Source organism: Pleomorphomonas koreensis DSM 23070 (assembly GCF_000425185.1).
GTDB classification, from domain to species: Bacteria; Pseudomonadota; Alphaproteobacteria; order Rhizobiales; family Pleomorphomonadaceae; genus Pleomorphomonas; species Pleomorphomonas koreensis.
Genome location: NZ_AULH01000006.1, coordinates 254,577 through 272,711 on the forward strand (window position 1 = coordinate 254,577; position 18,135 = coordinate 272,711).

The window sequence follows — 18,135 nt, forward strand, 5'->3', positions numbered from 1 at the left end:
CGGCGACGACCGGCGCAAGGGAAAAGCGTTGCGGGGAAGGCGCGTACCGGCGAGGCGCCGAGCCCGCCCGCCGGTACGACCAGCGGTTCGACTCCGACACTGGCAGCCGGCCGATACGAGGCCCGGTGCAGATGTCGGAGTCAAGGGAACCACTGGCAGTTTATTGTTATTATTGGAGTTCTCGAACCTGGCACTTGTTCCGGCGCCCGATGTGGGTCGGGTTCAGATGCCAGGTTCGCTCCGTTGGCGGCTAGCGGCTAGCGGTTCACTTGCCGAGAGGCAGCGCCAGAAAGCGCACGCTGTCCCCAGACTTCACACGCAGGAGGATCGCCTTCTTGCCGGCCTTCTCGGCGGCGGTCAGGGCCTTCGACACGTCATGCGGCCCGGCGATGGTCTGGCCGCCGGCCTCCAGGATGACGTCACCCTCCTTGAGACCGCGATCGGCCGCCTTGCCGTTCGGGTCGAGGTCGGTGATGACGGCGCCGCGGTCGCCGGCACCCGCGGCGTCGGCCGGGGCGAGCGTCAGGCCGTAGTCGCCGAGCGAGGTATGGTCGGTATCACCGCTGTCGTTCGACTGCGCGTTGGCCGCCTGCTCGTTCGGCAGCTCGCCGAGATCGACCTTGACGGCCTTCTCCTTGCCGTCGCGCCACAGCGTGACGTCCACCGTGGTCTTCGGCGGATAGGCGGCGATCTTGCGGGCAAGATCCTTGGCGTCCTCGACATCCTGGCCGTTGACGGACAGGATGGTGTCGCCCGACTTGATGCCGGCCTTGGCGGCGGGCGAGTTGTCCTGCGGCTCGGTCACCATGGCGCCGCGCGCCTTGTCGAGACCGATCGAACTGGCGATCTCCTCGGTCACCGGCTGGATCTGCACGCCGAGCCAGCCGCGCACCACCTTGCCGCTCTCCATCAGCGAGGCGACCACCTGCTGCGCGGTGCGCGCCGGAATGGCGAAGCCGATGCCGACCGAACCGCCCGACGGCGAGTAGATGGCGGTGTTGACGCCGATCACCTCGCCACCGGCGTTGAAGGCCGGGCCGCCGGAGTTGCCCTTGTTGATCGGCGCGTCGATCTGCAGGAAGTCGTCGTAGGGGCCGGCGCCGATGTCGCGGCCGCGGGCCGAGATGATGCCGGCGGTCACCGTGCCGCCGAGGCCGAACGGGTTGCCGACCGCCACCACCCAGTCGCCGACGCGCGATTCGTTGGCCGCGAAGGAGACGTGCGGGAAGTCCTTGCCGTCGGTGACCTTGACCAGCGCCAGGTCGGTCTTGGGATCGGTGCCGATCACCTTGGCGGCGTGCTCGGTGCCGTTGTCGGTGACCACCTTCACGTCGGTGGCGTTCTCGACCACGTGGTTGTTGGTGACGACGTAGCCGTCGGCCGAGATGAAGAAGCCGGAGCCCTGCGCCATGCCGTAGCGGTGCTGCGGGCCGCCGTTGCGGTTGCCGGGCATGCCCGGCATGCCGAAGCGCTTGAAGAAGTCGTAGAACGGGCTGTCGGGGGTGAGGCCCGGCGGCAGGCCGTCGTTGTCGCCGCGCTGGGCAACGGTCTCGTCGGTCTTGACGCGGATCGAGACGACGGCCGGCTGGACGCGCTGCACCATGTCGGCAAAGGAGAACACCGGCTGGCTCTGCGGCTCCGACAGGTTCTGCGCCTGCGCCGTGTTGCCGAAGATGAACGCCGTCTCGCCGGCGACGATGCCGCCGAGCGCCAGTGCGAAGACCGACCCGAGCAGCAGCGCCTTGACGCGGGAGGTGGCCGACTTGTTGGAAGTCCTGAGCATGGAACGATCTCCAGGAAATGAGCCTCGGAAAACCGGACCGTTCCGGTTTCGATGGAGGAGATATAGCCACCCCGCTCCTAACCTGAAGATTGCGGCCGGATTAAACTTTTGTAAGAAAGCCCGCCGAAAAGCTGCCATATTTCAAGGGGTTGGTTTCCCATCCCCTTCCTGCGACAAGGCTTTCAGCGCTGCCTCCTCCTCGGCGGTGAGTCTTGTTCCGGCCGGTATGGCGGTCCGCCGGCGGACGGCGAGGAACAGGCCGAGGCCGGCGATCAGCAACAGGGCCGGCGGCAGCACCCACAGCATGAGGCCGACGCCGTGGGCGCGCGGCTTCAGCAGCACGAACTCGCCGTAGCGGGCAACCAGGAAGTCGCGCACCTCGTCGTCGCTGTCGCCGGCGGCGATGCGCTCGCGCACCAGGACGCGCAGGTCCCTGGCGAGCTGGGCGTCCGAGGCGTCGATCGACTGGTTCTGGCAGACGAGGCAGCGCAGTTCCTCGGAGACGACGCGGGCGCGCTCCTCAAGCGCCGGATCGGCCAGCCGTTCGGACGGATCGACGGCAAAGGCCGGGCCGGCCAGCGCGAGGATGAGGGCAAAGGCAGCAGCGAAGCGCATCGGCGGTCTCCGTCAGTCGGCGGCAACGGTCGGCGCCGCCCGGCGGGCCGGCTTCGGCGCGCCGACGCGCAGGCGGCGGTCGGCCAGCGACAGGGCGCCGCCGGCCATCATCACCAGGGCGCCGAGCCAGATCAGCGTCACCAGCGGCTTGTCCCACATGCGCACCACCACGGCGCCGAGCTGTCGGCCCTCGCCGCCCAGCGTCACGTAGAATTGCGACAGGCCGTGGGTGTGGATGCCGGCTTCGGAGGTCGGCATCTGTCGCGTGGTGTAGAGGCGCCGCGACGGCGCGGCCACGAAGCGCAGCACACCGTCCCGCCGCACGCTCATGCTGGCGACGATCTCGGAATAGTTGGGGCCGGCGGCGCTGTGGATGCCGTCGAAGGTGACGGCATAGGCGCCGACGGTCGCGGTCTCGCCCGGCTTCATCTCGACGATCGTCTCGCTCTGGAAGGCCGAGGTGACGACGATGCCCATCAGCGTCACGCCGAGGCCGGCGTGGGCGAGCGCCGTGCCGTAGGCCGAGCGCGGCAGGCCGACGAGGCGACGGAAGCCGGTGGCCAATCCCGCCTCGCGGAAGCGGGCGCGCGTCCACAGCTCGGCGAAGGCGCCGACCAGCACCCAGACGGCGACACCGAGGCCGACGGCGGCGAGGAGATGCGTCGCGCCGTTCAGCCAGGCGACGACAAGGGCAACCAGCGCGGCAAGGACAAACACGACCGAAAGGCGCTGGAGAGCACCGAGCAGGTCGCCGCGCTTCCAGGCGAGCAGCGGCCCGAGCGGCACCACCAGCAGCGTGGCGCCGAACAGCGGGCCGAACACCGTGTTGAAATAGGGCGCGCCGACCGAGATGGCGCCGCCGAAGGCCGAGACGATCAGCGGCACCAGCGTGCCGAACAGCACCACGCCGGCCGCCACCGTCAGGAAGACGTTGTTGAGCACCAGCGCGCCCTCGCGGCTGACCGGCGCGAACAGGCCGCCCTGGCTGAGACTGCCGGCGCGGAAGGCGAACAGGGCGAGGCCGCCGCCGATGAACAGGCAGAGGATGGCCAGGATGAATACGCCGCGCGTCGGATCGGTGGCGAAGGCATGCACCGAGGTCAGCACGCCGGAGCGGACCAGGAAGGTGCCGAGCAGCGACAGCGAGAAGGCGAGGATGGCCAGCAGCACCGTCCACACCTTCAGCGCCTCGCGCTTCTCCATCACCACGGCCGAATGCAACAGCGCCGTGCCAGCCAGCCAGGGCATCAGCGAGGCGTTCTCCACCGGGTCCCAGAACCAGAAGCCGCCCCAGCCGAGTTCGTAATAGGCCCAGTAGGAGCCCATGGCGATGCCGGCGGTGAGGAAGATCCAGGCGGCCAGCACCCAGGGCCGCACCCAGCGCGCCCAGGCGGCGTCGATGCGGCCCTCGATCAGCGCCGCCACGGCAAAGGCGAAGGCGATCGAGAAGCCGACATAGCCGAGGTAGAGAAGCGGCGGGTGGATGGCGAGCCCGATGTCCTGCAGCACCGGGTTGAGGTCCTGCCCCTCGATCGGCGGCTTGGCGAGGCGCAGGAAGGGGTTGGAGGTCGTCAGAATGAAGGCGAGGAAGGCGGTGCTGATCCAGCCCTGCACGGCCAGCACGTTGGCCTTCAGAGTGGCCGGCAGGTTGCCGCCGAACAGGGCGACCGCCGCGCCGAACAGCGCCAGGATCAGCACCCAGAGCAGCATCGAGCCCTCGTGATTGCCCCAGACGCCGGAGATCTTGTAGATCAGCGGCTTCTGCGAATGCGAGTTCTCGACGACGTTGAGAAGCGAGAAATCGGAGACGAGATAGGCATAGGTGAGCGCCGCGAAGGCGATGACGACCAGCAGCAGTTGCACCACCGACGCCCGCGGCGCTACCGCCATCAGCGCCGGATCGCGGCGGATCGAGCCGGCGATCGGCAGCACCGACTGCGCAACGGCCACCGCCAGCGCCAGGATCAGGGCGAAATGGCCGAATTCGACGATCATGCCGGGCTCTCTCCTCGCCTCAGGCAACGTGCATCCCAGACGAATGCGCTACGTTGCCCTGTCTCCTTATCGAAGCAACGGATTTTTCCGAGAGGCGCACCTCCCGGCCCGCTGCCCTAGTTCTTGGCGGTCGGCGGCATCGGTCCGCCGGGCTGGCCTTCTTCCCAGACGCCCTGGGCCTTCAGCGCGTCGACCACTTCCTTGGGCATGTAGCGCTCGTCGTGCTTGGCGAGCACGGTGTCGGCGTGGAACAGGCCGGCCGGATCGAGCTTGCCCTCGGCGACCACGCCCTGCCCTTCCTGGAAGAGATCCGGCAACAGGCCGACGTAGGTGACGGGCAAGGCGGTCGCCGTGTCGGTCACCTTGAAGTCCACCCGGCCGGCGTCGCCGCGCACCACGCTGCCCGCCTCGACCAGACCGCCGATCCTCAGCCGCTGCCCCTCCTTCGGCGGCTGCTCGGCGATCTCGGTCGGCGTGCGATAGAGCGTGATCTCGCCGGACAGCGCGTAGAGCACGAGGCCGACGGCGGCGGCGAGCACCGCGCCGACCGTGCCGATCAGGATGAGGCGGCGCGTCTTGCGCGTCATGGCCTTGGTCATTTTTCCTCCGCTTTGCCGATGTCGAGCGCGGCGGCCGCGTCCTCGATCGCCGCGAGCGATGCGGCGTCGCCGGCAAACGCCTTGCGCGCGCCGTCGAGCGCCGCCCTGGCCGCCTCGTCGCGGCCAAGCACGACATTGGAGCGCATCAGCCGGATCCAGCCGTCGCGGTCGGCGGGGTTGGCGGCAAGCCTCTCGGCGAGCTGATCGACCATGCTCTCGATGGTCAGGCCGGCGGCCGGCAAGGTCGGCGGCTCCGGCGTGTCGGCCGGCTTGTTCGATGCGGCGAGAATTTCGTGTCGCTTGTCGCGCACCGTTTCCAGCCAGGGCGCGTCGGACGGCGAGCGGCGGATCAGATCGTCGATCTCCTCGAGCGCCGCATCGAGCTTGCCGGCCTGCCGTATCGCCTCGGCATGGTAGAAGCGGGCACGCGGCCGGTTGGGATCGGCGGCGATGGCGCGGGCGAGGATCGACTGCGCTTCCGGCGACACGACGCCCTCGGCGGCGTCCACCAGGCTGGTGCCATAGCTTTCGAGGGTTTCGGGATCCGTCTGGCCGCCCTTGACCAGCCTTCCCCAGGCGTCCGCCGCGTCGTCGAGCCGGCCCATGCGGGTGTAGATGGGGGCAACGACGCGCCAGCCGGCGAGGTCGTCGGGGTTGCTGGCGAGGTGCTTCTCGACGCGGCCGACCATCTCCGAGATGTTGTCGGTGGCCGGCGCGGCGGCAAGGCGGCCGGCCAGCGGCGCGTCGGGCATGTCGGGCTGGCCGAGCCAGAGATAGAGCGGCAGGGCGACGGCCGGCACGGCGATCACCGTCAGCAGCGCCAGCAGGCGGTTGGCGGCGGGGCGCGGCCTTTCGGCCGGCGCCGATGCGCGGGCGGCCTGCAGCAGGCGGCGGCCGATCTCGGCGCGGGCGGCTTCGGCCTCCTCGCCGCCGATCAGGCCGCGCTCGCGGTCGCGGTCGAGTTCGGCCAGCTGGTCGCGGTAGACGCGCGTCTCCTCGCCGCTATCGGTCGGGAAGGCGCCGGCCGGCCGCGCCAGCGGGGCGATAACGACGAGAACGACGGCGGCCGTCGTCAATGCCAGGAGAACCCAGAAAACCACTTCGCTCTTTCCCTCGGGCAGCGTCTCTGTCGCTACCCGTTGCATGCGAATAGGGCAACTTCGCCGGTTTCTCAATGGACTTCTGGGTGAATTTGAGAAGGATTCCAGAAAAGGGTGGCGGCGTCACGCCGCCGTTCGCCGCCCCTTGAGCTGCTGCTCCTTGCTGCGGCGGAGATGAGCGGCGTAGTCGTCGCCATAGAGGAAGCCGGCCGCCTTGATCAGGTGGTCGACCGCCGACAGCGCCGCCGTTCGCGCCTCGCCGTCGAGGCTGCGCAACTTCATCGGCAGGTCGAGGGCGTAGAGTTCAACGGCCTGATCGACCAGCGGCGTCAGGCGGCCGATCAGTCCGTTGACGGCCAGAGTGTCGCGGGCGCGGCCGGCGGCGGCGAAGATGGCGGCGAGGAAGACGGCCTCGGCACCGTCGGCCGGTCCCGGATACGGGGCATCCTGCACGCGGAAGGCACGGCGCATGGCCGGCAGCAGCTTGTCGAACTCGGCGAACAGCACTTCCGAAAAGCGCCGCTTGATGGCCACCGCCCGCTGTTGCCACCAGCCGTCACTCTCGACGTCGAGGCTGGCGGAAAGCTCGTTCAGCGTCGTGCGGAAGGCATTGATCTCGCGTACGGCGTCGGCGGGGTTGCGGCTGCCCCGGCAGATCGTCAGGAAGCGCGAGGCGGCGCGATCGGCGACGGCGAAACCAAGGTCGACGAAGGCCGCGGCGGCAGGCGTGGCGCGGACGCGACGGGCGCTGTCGCCGCCGGCCAGCATCTTGGCGAAGGTGACGAGCGGCGCCACGGCCGCGAGGCGCCGGAAGGCACCGCCGGCCACCCAGCCGGCCGTCTCGGGATAGCGCGTGAGATAAGCGGCGATCTGTTCGAGCAGCGCCATATCGACCGGGCCGGCGCCGATCAGGTGCACGATGGCAGCGCTCAGCGTCGGTAAATCGGGAAGGCGGTCGCGCACGGCGAGCATGTCATCGACCTCGCCGCGGGCCAGCTCGCCGCCAAGGCGCGACATGAAACGCTGCTGTAGCTTGGGCTCGTCGGCGATGGCTTCGACATGCCGCGCCAGCGCCTCGAACAGGCGGGCTTCGAGCCGCGCCGCCTCGCGTCCAGCCGCCTCGTTCGGCAGGGACGGCGCCGTCGCCGGATCGTTCCAGACGGCGAACTCGGCCGGCAGCAGTTCGGTGGCGGCATAGGACCAGAGATGGGACAGCGTCGCCGCGGTGATGAAGCCACGGCCCGGAAAGCTCAACCTCTCCTCGATCACGTAGGGCTCGAAGGCGGCGAACATCAGCCGGCGCATGTCGGGCGGTACGCCGGGAATAGCAGACCGCTGGGCGGCACGGCGGCTATCGGCGATGGCGTGAGCCGCTCCGAGGATCAGCCGGCGACGGGCTTCGGCCGCGTCGGGCGCCGCGCCGCCATTTTCAAGGCGACGGACCAGCATGCCGCGCGCCCTGGGCGTCAGGCCCCGCAGAAAACTCTCGGCCTTGTCGGCAACCGCCGTACGCTCGTCCATCGCGAATCCCGTAAACCGCTCCTTTACCAAACCGATCCTGCCGCAAGATGGTTTATGACTGGTAACGGATGCGAAAAGGCCGGCTCGCGGGGGAGCCGGCCTTTCGGATTTCGTGGGGAAGAGGGTCGTCGGCCGTCAGCCGACCACCTGCCAGCTGCCGTCCGGGTTGCGACAGGCGGTGCCGCGCGCCACCTGCGGCTGGCCGTCGATGTAGACGGTGTTGGTATAGGGGCGGCACATGCGATTGTTGACATAGTTGGCCGGCCCCGGATTGACCGTGCCGTAGGCGCCGGTCTGCGGGTTCTGCCACTGCTGCGGGGCGCCGCTGTCGAGCGCATTGACGCTGGCCGCGTAGTTGTAGCGCTGCGAATCGGCGTCGAGGGAGGCGCCGATCTGGTTGCCGAGGAAGCCGCCGACCAGCGCGCCGGCGGCGATGGCCGCCACCTTGCCGCTGCCCTGGCCGAAGGCCGAGCCGAGAGCGGCGCCGCCGACGGCACCGGCCAGCGTGCCGAGCGTCGCGTTCTGGTTGCCGCCGCCTGTCGCGCATCCCGCCAGCATGGTTGCCGTCAGGCCGACAATCACAAGTTTCTTCACCAACATGTTTCCGGTCTCCGAGAATAGAAGCAATGGTCTGGGGCGAATCGCCCGTTGATATCCGCAATGGCCTGAAACCATGGCCGAATTTTGGTTGCAACCTGGTCTTGCCGTCAGCGCCCTCCCCCTCCTTTCCGTTTACTGCCGTCATTGTGCATCGATCTGTCAATCCCATTCAGCTTCGCGGGATGCGGAAGGTCACAGCCAGACCGCCGAGACCGGCCCGGCCAAGCACCAGCGAGCCGCCGTAAGTCTCGGCAATCTCGGCCGCAATGGCGAGGCCGAAGCCCGAGCCCGGCTGCGTTTCGTCGAGCCGCTTGCCGCGGCCGAGCACCTCGGCATAGGCGGTGGGCGGCAGGCCGGCGCCGTCGTCCTCGACGCGGATCTCCACCATCGGTCGGTCGCGGTCGGCATCGTCGACGGCGAGCGCGATCAGCACCTGCTCGCGGCCATATTTGCAGGCATTGTCCATCAGGTTGCCGACCAGTTCCTCCAGGTCGCGCCGCTCGATGCGCGCCTTGGGCTGCGCGCCGGCCGGCGCGTCGAGGAACAGGCTGCGATCGGGATAGGCGCGGCTCAGCACCCGGATCAGCCCTTCGAGCGAGGGGCGGACGTCGGCCACCGCGCCGATCACCTTGCGGTCGGCGGCGAGCCGGGCGCGGTCGAGATAGCGGTCGACCTCGTCGCGCATCACCGTCACCTGCTCGACCACCTTGTCGGCGAGCGGCCCGCCCTCGGCGCGCGCTTCGTTCAGGATGACGGCGAGCGGCGTCTTCAGCGCATGGGCGAGGTTGCCGACCTGGGTGCGCGACCGTTCGACGATGGCCGAATTGGTGTCGATGAGGGCGTTGAGTTCCTTGCCGAGCACGGCGATCTCGCGCGGCAGCCGGCCTTCGAGGCGGCTGGCGCGGCCCTCGCGGATGTCGGCAAGACGGCGGCTCATGGCGGCGAGCGGCCGGAGGCCAAAGCTCACCTGCAGCGCGGCGGCGGCGACGAGGCCGAGCGCGAAGGCGGCCAGCGTCGCGAACACCTGGAAGCGGAAGGTGGAAATCTCGTCGGCCAGCTCGGCGACGTTGCCGGTGACGTGCAGGTCGTACATGCGGCCGCTGCTGAGGAAGATGCGCTGCTTGGCGTGACGCAGGGCGGTGCCCGAGGGATCGCGGGCGTCGTCGGTCACCACCACGCCGTTGGCGGGCGGCGGCGGCAGCGTCAGCAGTTCGCCGAACAGTGACTGGCTGGTGGCTATGGTGGCCTGCGTCTTGGCGTCGATCACCAGCCAGTACCAGCCGGACTGGTAGCGGCCGAAGCGCGGGTCGCCCATGGTGCCGGGGTCGGGCATGTTGCCTTCAGGCGCCGAGGCGACGATGCCGGCCAGCGTCTTCTCGTAGACGATGATGCGCTCGTCGAAGGAGCGGATCAGGCTGGCCCGGTAAAGCTCGGTGAGCAGCCAGCCGAAGGCGGCCAGCGCGATCGCCGCCCAGAGCGCCGAGGCGAGGACGAGCCTGAGGGCCAGCGAACTGGTCAGCCACTCGCCAAGTTTTTTGACACCTGCTCTCATTTGCCGGACGCGACGCGGTAGCCGAGGCCGCGCACGGTCTCGATGAGGTCGATGCCCATCTTCTTGCGCAGCCGGCCGACGAACACCTCGATGGTGTTGGAGTCGCGGTCGAAGTCCTGATCGTAGAGATGCTCCACCAGCTCGGTGCGCGAGATCACCTTGTCCATGTGCAGCATGAGATACTGGATGAGGCGGAACTCGTGCGAGGTGAGCTTGACGGGATTGCCGTCGACGGTGAGGCGGCCGGCCTTGACATCCAGCCGCACCTTGCCGACCTCCACCTCGTTGGAGGCGCGGCCGGCGGCACGGCGCGTCAGGGCACGCAGGCGGGCCAGCACCTCTTCCATGTGGAAGGGCTTGGCGACATAGTCGTCGGCGCCGGCGTCGATGCCGGCCACCTTGTCGCTCCAGCGGTCGCGGGCGGTGAGCAGCAGCACCGGCACCAGCCGGCCATCGCGGCGCCAGGCTTCGAGCACGCTGAGGCCGTCCATCTTCGGCAGGCCGATATCGAGGATCACCGCATCGTAGGGTTCGGTGTCGCCGAGGAAATGCCCTTCCTCGCCGTCGAAGGCGGCGTCAACGGCGTAGCCGGCATCGCGGCAGGCGGTGACCAGTTGTCGGTTCAGGTCGCGGTCGTCCTCGACCACAAGAATCCGCATGCTCAATGTTCCCGGTTCAGCGAAGCCTCTGGCCCGACGTGGCATCGACGACGATGTTGTCGACCCGCCCGCCCTCACGCATCACCGCGAGCTGGTAGACGAGCAGCCCGCCGCCCTCGCAGAGCCGGGCGTCGACGATCTCGCCGCCGACGACGCGGGCAATGACGCTGAGCCTCTGGACGGCCCCCTTGCTGACGACGGCCTGCGCCTCGTTCGGCGTCAGGCAGCGTGCCTCGGCGGCATGTCCCGCTACAAGCGGCAGCATCGCCAGCCCCAGGAGGGCGAGACGGAATCGCGTGCGTTTGGTGTTCATGGGCCGGAGATTAACCAGTTGAGGCTGAACGGTCCATGAACACGCGCGCTGCTTGCCGTTCAGGCGTCAACCAATGGCGATGATGCGGATTTCGCCGCGTCCGCCCGCGCCGCCGGCGCCGCTCGCCGTGCCGTTGAGGGCGCCGCCACCGCCGCCGCCACCGCCACCGGGGACACCGCCGTTGCCCCCCTTGCCGGCCGAACCACCGCCGCCGCCGCCACCGCCCATACCGCGTGTCCACGCTTTCGAACCGCCGACGCCACCGCTCGCCCCGGCCACGCCGCCCGTGCCGCCGGCCGCCTGCGAGGAGGGGCCGCCGGAACGACCGCCAATGCCGCCGGCACCACCGGCGAAGGTGGCGTTGGCGGTGTCGATGTAGCCGCCGCCACCGCCGCCGCCCGGTGCGGCCGAGGCGCCGGCCGAGCTGGTGGAAAGCGGACTTCCCGCGCCGCCGTCGCCGTTACCACCTGAGTTGCTGGCCGCGCTCGCGCCGCAGCCGCCGGTGCCGCCGACACCAACCGTCGTACCGCCACCGGCGCCCGGATTGCCGCCGGTCGCTCGCAGCAACTCGACGCCGTTGCTCGACACCGCCGTGTAGCCGCCGGCGACGCCGGCCGCGCCGTTGGTGGTGCTTGCCGACACCGCCGCCGCTCCGGTGCCGCCGACGCCAACCGTGCAGGTTACCGTCGCGCCGAGTTCATCGGCGAGATACTGCTCGCTGACCAGACCGCCGGCGCCGCCGCCACCACCGCCGTAGCGCAACGTGGCGGCGACGCCCGTCCGGCCCGAGCCGCCGCCACCGCCGCCGCCGATGCAGACGACGGTAACGAGGCGCGCCCAGGCCGGCTTGGTCCAGGTGCCCGAGCTGTCGAACACGTCGCAGGATACGCGAGCGCTGCCCTTGGCGAAGGCGGCAACGCCGCTCGTCCGGTCGACGCGCAGCACCTCGGTCCAGGCGGCGCCGTCGGCCGACACCTTCAGCGCGAAATCGTCGCCGCCGATCAAGCCGAACTCCGCCCGGCCCGACCAGCCCGTCTGGAACAGGTACGAGGCGGTGACGCCGGGCACCGACTTGTTGACCTTCAACTGCAACCCTGCCCCGAGATCGGTGAACAGCGCGGCGGTCAGCGCGGCGGCGAACTGGTTGGTGGAATCCGGGCTGGTGCCGATGCCCAGCCGGCCGAAGCTGCCCCAGTAGGTGCCGGTATAGACGGCCGGCGCCGTCTCGTCCGCGACATAGGCCAGCCAGCCGGCCTTCGGCGTCAGGAACGACCAATTGCCGCCCTCGCAGACGGCAATGGTGTTGTCCTGCCCGGCCCAGGCGCCGGTGGCGCCCGAGGCGACGAGGTAGCGGTCGCCGGCCGCCGCGCCGCTCGGCGGCGCCGTCAGGCCGCGGCTTTTCACCGTCAGCATGACCAGCCGGTCGAGGAGGTCGAGCGCCTCGTTGTGGGTGACGTGCTTCTGCGCCTGTGCCGCGGCGATCAGCGGCAGGCCGAGGTTGGGTGTATCAGACATGCAGGGTGCTCCTGGCGGGCCAGCCGGCGCCCATGGTCTCGGAGACCTGGGCGACGGAGAGGTCGAAGGACGTGACGAGACCGCCGGCGTCGGCGATCTGCTCGGCCGCCGCGTAGGCGACCGACGGCGTCGTCACCGCGAGCGTCCGGATGGCGCTTCCGGCGCGGATCTCCACCTCGTAGAGTTCGCTGGTCTCGCCGAGCGGCACCTCGCGGGCGTCGAAGTCGTCGCCGTCGAGGCGGGTGCGGCGCGTCCAGCCGATCAGGATGTCGCCGGACGCGGCGTCGCGACGCGCCTTGAGATGGACGGGCGAGAGCGGCATCAGGCCGATGGCGGCCGGCGTCATGGTCAGTTCGACCAACTCCGGATCGCCGAGACCGGCGGTGGCGTCGCCGATACGCAACGTCATCGGCCGTCCCGTCTGGTCGCGGGTGATCGGCAGCCGCTGCACCGAACCGTCCAGCAGCACGAAGTCGGCACCGGACGAATGGCCGCTTGCCGCGAAGCGCTCGCTGCCGCCGAGGCCGCGCAGCAAGCCGGTCAACCGGTAGCGGCGGTCGCCGACGAGTTCAGCGGCGCGGAACTGGATGACTTCCCAGCCGCCGTCCATCGAGCCGACGGCGGCCATGTTGGCGCCATCGAACAGGGCGAGATCGCCGACGCTCGACAGCGTGCCGCGCACCAGTTCCACCTCCACCGCATTCGCCCTGTCGAACAGCCACGGCCGGCCGGCGCCGAGCGGCGCCTCCAGCGTGCCGATGGTGGCCGGCCGGTCGAGCGTCGTCATCAGCGACGGGCTATCGCCGGAAAGGCGATAGACGGCGAGGCGGCCCGGCCAGGGCGAGGCCGTCGCGGCGATATAGGGTCGCCAGGCTTCCTCGCCCGAGAAGCGGGCCGGCAGGTCGAGCACCAGCGCCACCGGTTCGGCCACCGACGCGGAGACCGGCGGCGACACGACGTTGGAGCTGGTATCGGCCGCCGTCGATCGCCTGAGGCTGTCGAGATCGACGGTCACCGCCTCGATGCGGCAGTCGGTGCCATCGGTCACCTTGCGGATGCGCAGCGCCTGCCGGCCGGCACCGGTGGTCAGATGCACGACGTCGCCCGGTTCCAGCGCCAGCCGCTCGGGCGGCAGGCGGAACACGAAGGTCTCCCGCTCGGCCTCGCGATCGCGCAGCGCCCGGTCGGCCAGCCCCTCGATCACTGCGGCCGAGGCCATCACCGGCAGCACGATATCCTCGCTGCCCGGCGGACCGTCGCGGCGGGCCGAGGCAACCGCCGACAGGCCGTCGCGGTCGCTGTCGAGGAAGGTGACGGCGATCTCGCCGGCGATGTCCTCGTCCTGCGCGCGGCGGCGTTCGAGATCGGCGCCGTCGCCGGCCGCCACCAGGTTGTCGAGGCCGAGGTCGGCGCGGCTCAGCCGGCTGCGGTCGGCGAGGCGCAGGCCGGTCGCCGTCTCCAGGAGATCGAAGCGCAGGAGGTCGGAGAGCGGCTCCAGCACGTCGCGGGCGCTCGACCGGTTGCCGATGACCATGCCGTCGACGACGCCGGTCAGCGCCACAGCGTCGACCGCCCCGGCGCCGGCGTCGGCGAGCAGCGCCTCGGCCACCTCGCCGAGAGCGGCGGCGCCGAGCCGGCCGTTCAGCCAGTGGCCGGTCTGCCAGTTGCCGCCGTCGGACCAGACGTCGAGGGCGAGCGGAAACCATGGATAGGGCCGCGCGTCCCAGGTCCAGGCATAGGCGCGCGCCATGTCGACCATGCGCCGGCCATCGACAGGCGACGGCGGATTGTCGGCCTCGCTGAAATCGGCGCCCTCCGGATCGAAGTGGTCGATGATCGTTTCGAGATAGCGGCGTTGCATGGCGTCGTCGCGGCCACCGGCGCTGAACCAGGGCACGGCGCCCTCGCTCGACCGCCGGTCGGGGAAGACGTTGGGCTGGTTGGCGCCGCGGTCGACGGCCGGGCAGCCGAATTCGGTGAAGCGGATCGGCTTCATGCCGGCCACCCAGGCGGTGGGGCTCGAAAGCTCGGCGCCGCCGACGCGGTCGTAGTGGCGGTTCGACCACCAGCCCTTGAGATCCTTGGTTCGCCAGACCCAGGGCTTGCCGAGACCGTCGGTGATCGGCGTGCGCGTGCCGGCGGCCCGGTCGGCGTCGCTGGCGTAAAACCAGTCGAAACCTTCGCCGCCGGCGACGTTGGCCCTGAGATAGCGGGGATCGCAAGGTCCCTCATAGACAAGGCCGTCGGCGTGCTCGCCGTCGCGCCAATCGCTCAGCGGGAAATAGGCATCGATGCCGACGAAATCGACCGCCGGGCTCGTCCACAGCGGATCGAGATGGAAGGCGAAGTCGCCGTCGCCGGCCTGATCGCCGTTCCACTCGCTCCAGTCGGCGGCGTAGGACACCGCCGTGCCGGCGCCAAGCATCGCCTTGACATCGGAGGCCAGCGCCGTCAGCGCGGTAACGAATGGGTAGCTGCGGCCGGCAGCGCGCACCGAAGTGAGGCCGCGCAGCTCCGAGCCGATCAGGAAAGTATCGACGCCGCCGGCGAGCGCGCAGAGCTTGGCATAGTGCAGCACCATGCGCCGGTAGCCCCAGTCCACCGGCCCGGTATAGGTGGGAAGTCCGCTGCTCGCGCCGAACTGCGACGGCACGGCGGCGCCCACGAAGGCGGCCACCTGGCTCGCCGCCGCGGCGGTGCCCCAGGGCGAACCGGCGACGCCCTTTCCCGGATGGCAGGTGATGCGGCCGCGCCAGGGATAGGCCGGCTGGGAGGTGCCGCCATAGGGGCTCGGCAGGCTGTTGCCGGCGGCAATGTCCATCATCACGAAGGGGTTGAAAGTGACGGCGAGCCCCCTCGCCTTCAGCGCCTTGATCGCCTCGACGACGCTCGCGTCGGACGGCGTGCCGCCATAGGCCGCCCGGCCGTCCACAGAACTGACCAGCCGCGCCGCGCCGCGTGCGAGGCCGCTCACCCGCCATTCGAGGCCGGTGGTTGCCTTGGTGGCGTTGTCAACCTTCGGCCGGATGGAGCAGGCGCCGGCGCGGAGGTCGTCGCCGAACCAGGTGATGACCAGCGCCACCGATTTGAGATTGGGGCAGACGGCACAGAGTTCGTCGAGCGAGGCGGCGAAATCGGTCGCGCCGGTGGCGGCGTGGCGGTTCTCGGTGGCGGTGACGCCGCGCGACAGGCTGCGCGTCACCCGCGTCGTGGCATAGCCGAATTCGGTGGCGGCGGGGATCATGGTCACCGCCTTCAGCTTGCGCTCCAGCCGGCCGACCGGCCGGATCACCTCGAAGGAGAGCTGCGGCAGCGTGTTGCCGAAGTCGTCGAGCGGCAGGCGCTCGAACACCACATAGGCGAGGCCGCGATAGGCTGGCGCCGTGCCTTGGTGGGCGAGGATGAGCGAATCCGGCTGCTGGTTTTCGGTGCCCGAATGGACGCGCATGGTGACGCGCGTGAGATCAACGAGCTTGCCGTTGGCCCAGACGCGGCCGATGTGGGCGATCGGCCCCTCGCAGAGCCCGACGGCGAAATTGGCGAAATAGCGGTAGGTGGTGGTCTTGCTGCCGCCCGAGCCCTTGCCGCCGCTTGTCTCGGTGGTGCTTGTCTCCTCGAAGCTCGACGCCCAGATCACCTCGCCGGCGATCCGCACGCGGCCGAACAGGCGGGCGATCGGCGCGCCCTCGTTGGAGGTCTGCACATCGAGGTCGGCGAGCTTGCCGATCGAGGTGTTGCGGCCGCTGCCGAACAGCGCCCGGTCGAGTACGCCGCCGGCCAGCGCGCCCGCCGCCTGGCCGAGCAGCGCGGCGGTCGCGCCGAACAGGCCGCCGACCGCCGAGCCGGCGGCGGCGAGAAGAAGCGTCGCCATGACAAGTCTCCTGAAGGTCAGCCGTCGAGGCCGGGGAAGCGGAAGGCGGCGGCGGCGTGGCTCTGCCACCAGCGGCCGAGCGGCACCTCGGCGACCACGGCGCCCTCCTGGGCGTGGATGAACCGCCCCGGCACGGTGACGATGCCGGCGTGCTTGGCCGGCAGGCCGTCGCGCCAGCGGAACAGCAGCACGTCGCCCGGCCCCGCCTCATCGAGCGGGATGGCGAGGAGATGACGGCCGGCCGCGCCGGCCATCAGCTCGGCGCCGCCCACCTCCGCCCATTCCGGACTGTAGGGCGGCAGCGGCTCGGGTTCCGGGCCGAGGAAGGCACGCCAGAGGCCGCGGATAAGGCCGGCGCAATCGCAGCCCACCCCTTTCAGCGACGCCTGATGGCGATAGGGCGTGCCGAGCCAGCAGCGGGCCTCGGCGACCAGTTCGTCGCGGGTCATCGGAACAGCACCTCGTCGCCGGCTGAGCCGGATGCGAAGGAGAAGACGAAATCGCGGCCGGGCATGTGCGGGAATCCCCTGAAGTTGTCGGCGTTGCCGAAGCGGTCGCGACAGGTGGCGAACTGCTTGTCGCACCCGGCCGTCAGCATCACCGTCACACCCTGTTCCGGCACGGCCGGCAGCGGCCGGCGCAGGATGACGCCGCTGCCGGCGACGTCCTTGACGTGGTCGTCGACGGCGAAGCTGCGGCCACCGAGCGCGCCGCCGTCGAAGCGGCAGGTGCCGCGGGCGAGCCAGCCGGCGGCGAGGTCGTCGATGCCGGCGAGGCGGACAACGCGGCCATCCGATCCGGCCGCCACGGTTGCCGCGCGTCGCCAGGCGGCGGTGTCGGCGCCGCAGCGGCCGTCGCCGAAGGCAGCATCGCAGAAGCGCGAATAGAGCCGGCCGCGTACCTGCCCGAGGGCGTGGGCCGGCCCGCGCAGCTCGGCGCGGAAGGCGCCATCGCGTTCCGTCACCTCGCCGAGCCGGCCGGTGCGCAGGAGCAGTCCATCGGCGGGCGAGGTCCAGTCGAGCCGCCAGACCTCGATCGTCGCGCCATCCCAGCGGCCGGCGGCGAGATCGGCCTCAGTGATGAATTCCGAACTGAGCGCGCCGGCCACCTCCTCCTCGCCGACCGCGAAGCCGGCGTGGCGCGTCGCCTCGCTGCCCGTGAAGCCGCTGTCCGGCCGGCAGGTGACGCCGGCGACGGTGAGCGGCCGGTCGTGATCGGTGAAGCCGAGCACCGTGCCGTCGGCGAGACGGACGACGAAGGCGGTGGCGAGCGTCGTCGCCTCGCCGGCGATGCGGGCGGCGAAGGCGGCGGGGATGTCCCTCATGGCAGGATCTCGACGATGGGAATGGCAGGAACGGCGCCGGCCGCGAACTGGTTGAGGTCGACGGTCAGCCGATCGGTGTCGAAGCGCACCGGCACGTCGAAGCGGAAGCCGGCCGTCACTGCCTTGCCGGCAGCCGGCGCCGTGGCCAGCGTCACCATGCCGGTCGTCGTGTCGACCGATACGGCGCCGCCGGCCAGCGTTGCGCCATCGACGGCAACGGCGACGCTGCCGGCCACCGGCTTGGCGATGGTGCGGACATAGGGCGCGAAGGCGCCGCCGTAGGTCTTGACGAGCTGGAATGCCCTGGTCGTGCCATCGCCGGTACCGATGCGCTGGTCGAGCGGCCCCGGCGTCTGGAGCGGCGGACAGGACCGGTCGTCGCCCCGGTCGCGGAAGCGGAAGCCGTAGAGCCGGCCGCGCCGTTCCTCGAAGAAGGCGATCACCGCATGCAGCTCATCGAGCGTCTTGATGCCGGAGGCGGCGTCGTAGCGGCGGCGGCTGTCGGCCCAGCGGCCGTTGCGGCGCTCGCGGCCGGAGGCCAGCGTCACGATGTCGGTCCGCCGCTCCGGTCCGCCGCTGGCACCGAGCGCCACGGCCAGCGGAAACGGCGTCTCATGGAAGCCGGACATAGGAAAACCCCTGTTGGTGAATGGCCCGAAGCGTCTTTTGATCCACCTCAAGGTCTTGT

15 protein-coding genes are annotated in these 18,135 nt (G+C 70.4%); all 15 read right to left on the minus strand.

The genetic code is table 11. The features are described 5' to 3' along the window. Positions 1-265 precede the first annotated feature (265 nt). On the minus strand, positions 266-1,783 hold the full coding sequence (locus H512_RS0104700) for a Do family serine endopeptidase (RefSeq protein WP_026782493.1): 1,518 nt from the start codon (positions 1,781-1,783) through the stop codon (positions 266-268). A 141-nt stretch (positions 1,784-1,924) separates the two neighbouring features. Then, positions 1,925-2,398, minus strand: coding sequence for a cytochrome c-type biogenesis protein (locus H512_RS0104705; protein WP_026782494.1), 474 nt, complete (start codon positions 2,396-2,398; stop codon positions 1,925-1,927). A 12-nt stretch (positions 2,399-2,410) separates the two neighbouring features. Continuing rightward, complete coding sequence (locus tag H512_RS0104710) at positions 2,411-4,393, minus strand: heme lyase CcmF/NrfE family subunit (RefSeq protein ID WP_026782495.1); 1,983 nt, start codon at positions 4,391-4,393, stop codon at positions 2,411-2,413. 116 nt (positions 4,394-4,509) lie between these two features. After that, positions 4,510-4,980, minus strand: coding sequence for a cytochrome c maturation protein CcmE (ccmE, locus tag H512_RS0104715; protein WP_026782496.1), 471 nt, complete (start codon positions 4,978-4,980; stop codon positions 4,510-4,512). A gap of 8 nt (positions 4,981-4,988) precedes the next feature. After that, on the minus strand, positions 4,989-6,092 hold the full coding sequence (gene ccmI, locus H512_RS0104720) for a c-type cytochrome biogenesis protein CcmI (protein ID WP_026782497.1): 1,104 nt from the start codon (positions 6,090-6,092) through the stop codon (positions 4,989-4,991). A gap of 123 nt (positions 6,093-6,215) precedes the next feature. Beyond that, entirely contained in the window at positions 6,216-7,613 is a 1,398-nt protein-coding gene (locus H512_RS0104725) for a hypothetical protein (protein WP_026782498.1), read from the minus strand. 135 nt (positions 7,614-7,748) lie between these two features. Next, the gene (locus H512_RS0104730; protein WP_026782499.1) at positions 7,749-8,213 is read right to left on the minus strand and encodes an RT0821/Lpp0805 family surface protein; all 465 of its coding nucleotides are present in this window, start codon (positions 8,211-8,213) and stop codon (positions 7,749-7,751) included. Between the two features lie 169 nt (positions 8,214-8,382). Then, positions 8,383-9,765: an ATP-binding protein gene (locus tag H512_RS0104735; RefSeq protein ID WP_026782500.1), complete on the minus strand. Its 1,383-nt coding sequence runs from the start codon at positions 9,763-9,765 to the stop codon at positions 8,383-8,385. Further along, complete coding sequence (locus H512_RS0104740) at positions 9,762-10,424, minus strand: response regulator transcription factor (RefSeq protein WP_026782501.1); 663 nt, start codon at positions 10,422-10,424, stop codon at positions 9,762-9,764. Before H512_RS0104740 ends, H512_RS0104735 begins: the two co-directional genes overlap by 4 nt. 16 nt (positions 10,425-10,440) lie before the next feature. Further along, positions 10,441-10,737 (minus strand): PepSY domain-containing protein, encoded by a 297-nt coding sequence (locus tag H512_RS0104745; protein ID WP_053239551.1) that lies wholly within the window; start codon positions 10,735-10,737, stop codon positions 10,441-10,443. A 66-nt stretch (positions 10,738-10,803) separates the two neighbouring features. Further along, on the minus strand, positions 10,804-12,252 hold the full coding sequence (locus H512_RS27750) for a DUF2793 domain-containing protein (RefSeq protein WP_026782503.1): 1,449 nt from the start codon (positions 12,250-12,252) through the stop codon (positions 10,804-10,806). Further along, positions 12,245-16,123 carry a baseplate multidomain protein megatron gene (locus H512_RS0104755; RefSeq protein ID WP_026782504.1) on the minus strand — a complete coding sequence of 1,293 codons (3,879 nt, stop codon included), beginning with the start codon at positions 16,121-16,123 and terminating at the stop codon, positions 12,245-12,247. Before H512_RS0104755 ends, H512_RS27750 begins: the two co-directional genes overlap by 8 nt. A gap of 17 nt (positions 16,124-16,140) precedes the next feature. Next, entirely contained in the window at positions 16,141-16,572 is a 432-nt protein-coding gene (locus H512_RS0104760) for an NlpC/P60 family protein (RefSeq protein ID WP_026782505.1), read from the minus strand. After that, positions 16,569-17,447 carry a DUF2163 domain-containing protein gene (locus H512_RS0104765; protein ID WP_026782506.1) on the minus strand — a complete coding sequence of 293 codons (879 nt, stop codon included), beginning with the start codon at positions 17,445-17,447 and terminating at the stop codon, positions 16,569-16,571. The genes H512_RS0104760 and H512_RS0104765 overlap by 4 nt, the downstream gene beginning before the upstream one ends. After that, positions 17,444-18,076 carry a DUF2460 domain-containing protein gene (locus tag H512_RS0104770; RefSeq protein WP_026782507.1) on the minus strand — a complete coding sequence of 211 codons (633 nt, stop codon included), beginning with the start codon at positions 18,074-18,076 and terminating at the stop codon, positions 17,444-17,446. Before H512_RS0104770 ends, H512_RS0104765 begins: the two co-directional genes overlap by 4 nt. Positions 18,077-18,135: the final 59 nt, after the last annotated feature.

Excerpts from the sequence above, each read along its gene's own strand:
- H512_RS0104745 (WP_053239551.1), bottom strand. The coding sequence starts at position 10,737 with ATGAACACCAAACGCACGCGATTCCGTCTCGCCCTCCTGGGGCTGGCG.
- H512_RS0104760 (WP_026782505.1), bottom strand. The coding sequence starts at position 16,572 with ATGACCCGCGACGAACTGGTCGCCGAGGCCCGCTGCTGGCTCGGCACG.
- H512_RS0104755 (WP_026782504.1), bottom strand. The coding sequence starts at position 16,123 with ATGGCGACGCTTCTTCTCGCCGCCGCCGGCTCGGCGGTCGGCGGCCTG.
- ccmE (WP_026782496.1), bottom strand. The coding sequence starts at position 4,980 with ATGACGCGCAAGACGCGCCGCCTCATCCTGATCGGCACGGTCGGCGCG.
- H512_RS0104725 (WP_026782498.1), bottom strand. The coding sequence starts at position 7,613 with ATGGACGAGCGTACGGCGGTTGCCGACAAGGCCGAGAGTTTTCTGCGG.
- H512_RS0104730 (WP_026782499.1), bottom strand. The coding sequence starts at position 8,213 with ATGTTGGTGAAGAAACTTGTGATTGTCGGCCTGACGGCAACCATGCTG.
- H512_RS0104765 (WP_026782506.1), bottom strand. The coding sequence starts at position 17,447 with ATGAGGGACATCCCCGCCGCCTTCGCCGCCCGCATCGCCGGCGAGGCG.
- H512_RS27750 (WP_026782503.1), bottom strand. The coding sequence starts at position 12,252 with ATGTCTGATACACCCAACCTCGGCCTGCCGCTGATCGCCGCGGCACAG.
- H512_RS0104705 (WP_026782494.1), bottom strand. The coding sequence starts at position 2,398 with ATGCGCTTCGCTGCTGCCTTTGCCCTCATCCTCGCGCTGGCCGGCCCG.
- H512_RS0104710 (WP_026782495.1), bottom strand. The coding sequence starts at position 4,393 with ATGATCGTCGAATTCGGCCATTTCGCCCTGATCCTGGCGCTGGCGGTG.
- H512_RS0104700 (WP_026782493.1), bottom strand. The coding sequence starts at position 1,783 with ATGCTCAGGACTTCCAACAAGTCGGCCACCTCCCGCGTCAAGGCGCTG.
- H512_RS0104735 (WP_026782500.1), bottom strand. The coding sequence starts at position 9,765 with ATGAGAGCAGGTGTCAAAAAACTTGGCGAGTGGCTGACCAGTTCGCTG.
- H512_RS0104770 (WP_026782507.1), bottom strand. The coding sequence starts at position 18,076 with ATGTCCGGCTTCCATGAGACGCCGTTTCCGCTGGCCGTGGCGCTCGGT.
- H512_RS0104740 (WP_026782501.1), bottom strand. The coding sequence starts at position 10,424 with ATGCGGATTCTTGTGGTCGAGGACGACCGCGACCTGAACCGACAACTG.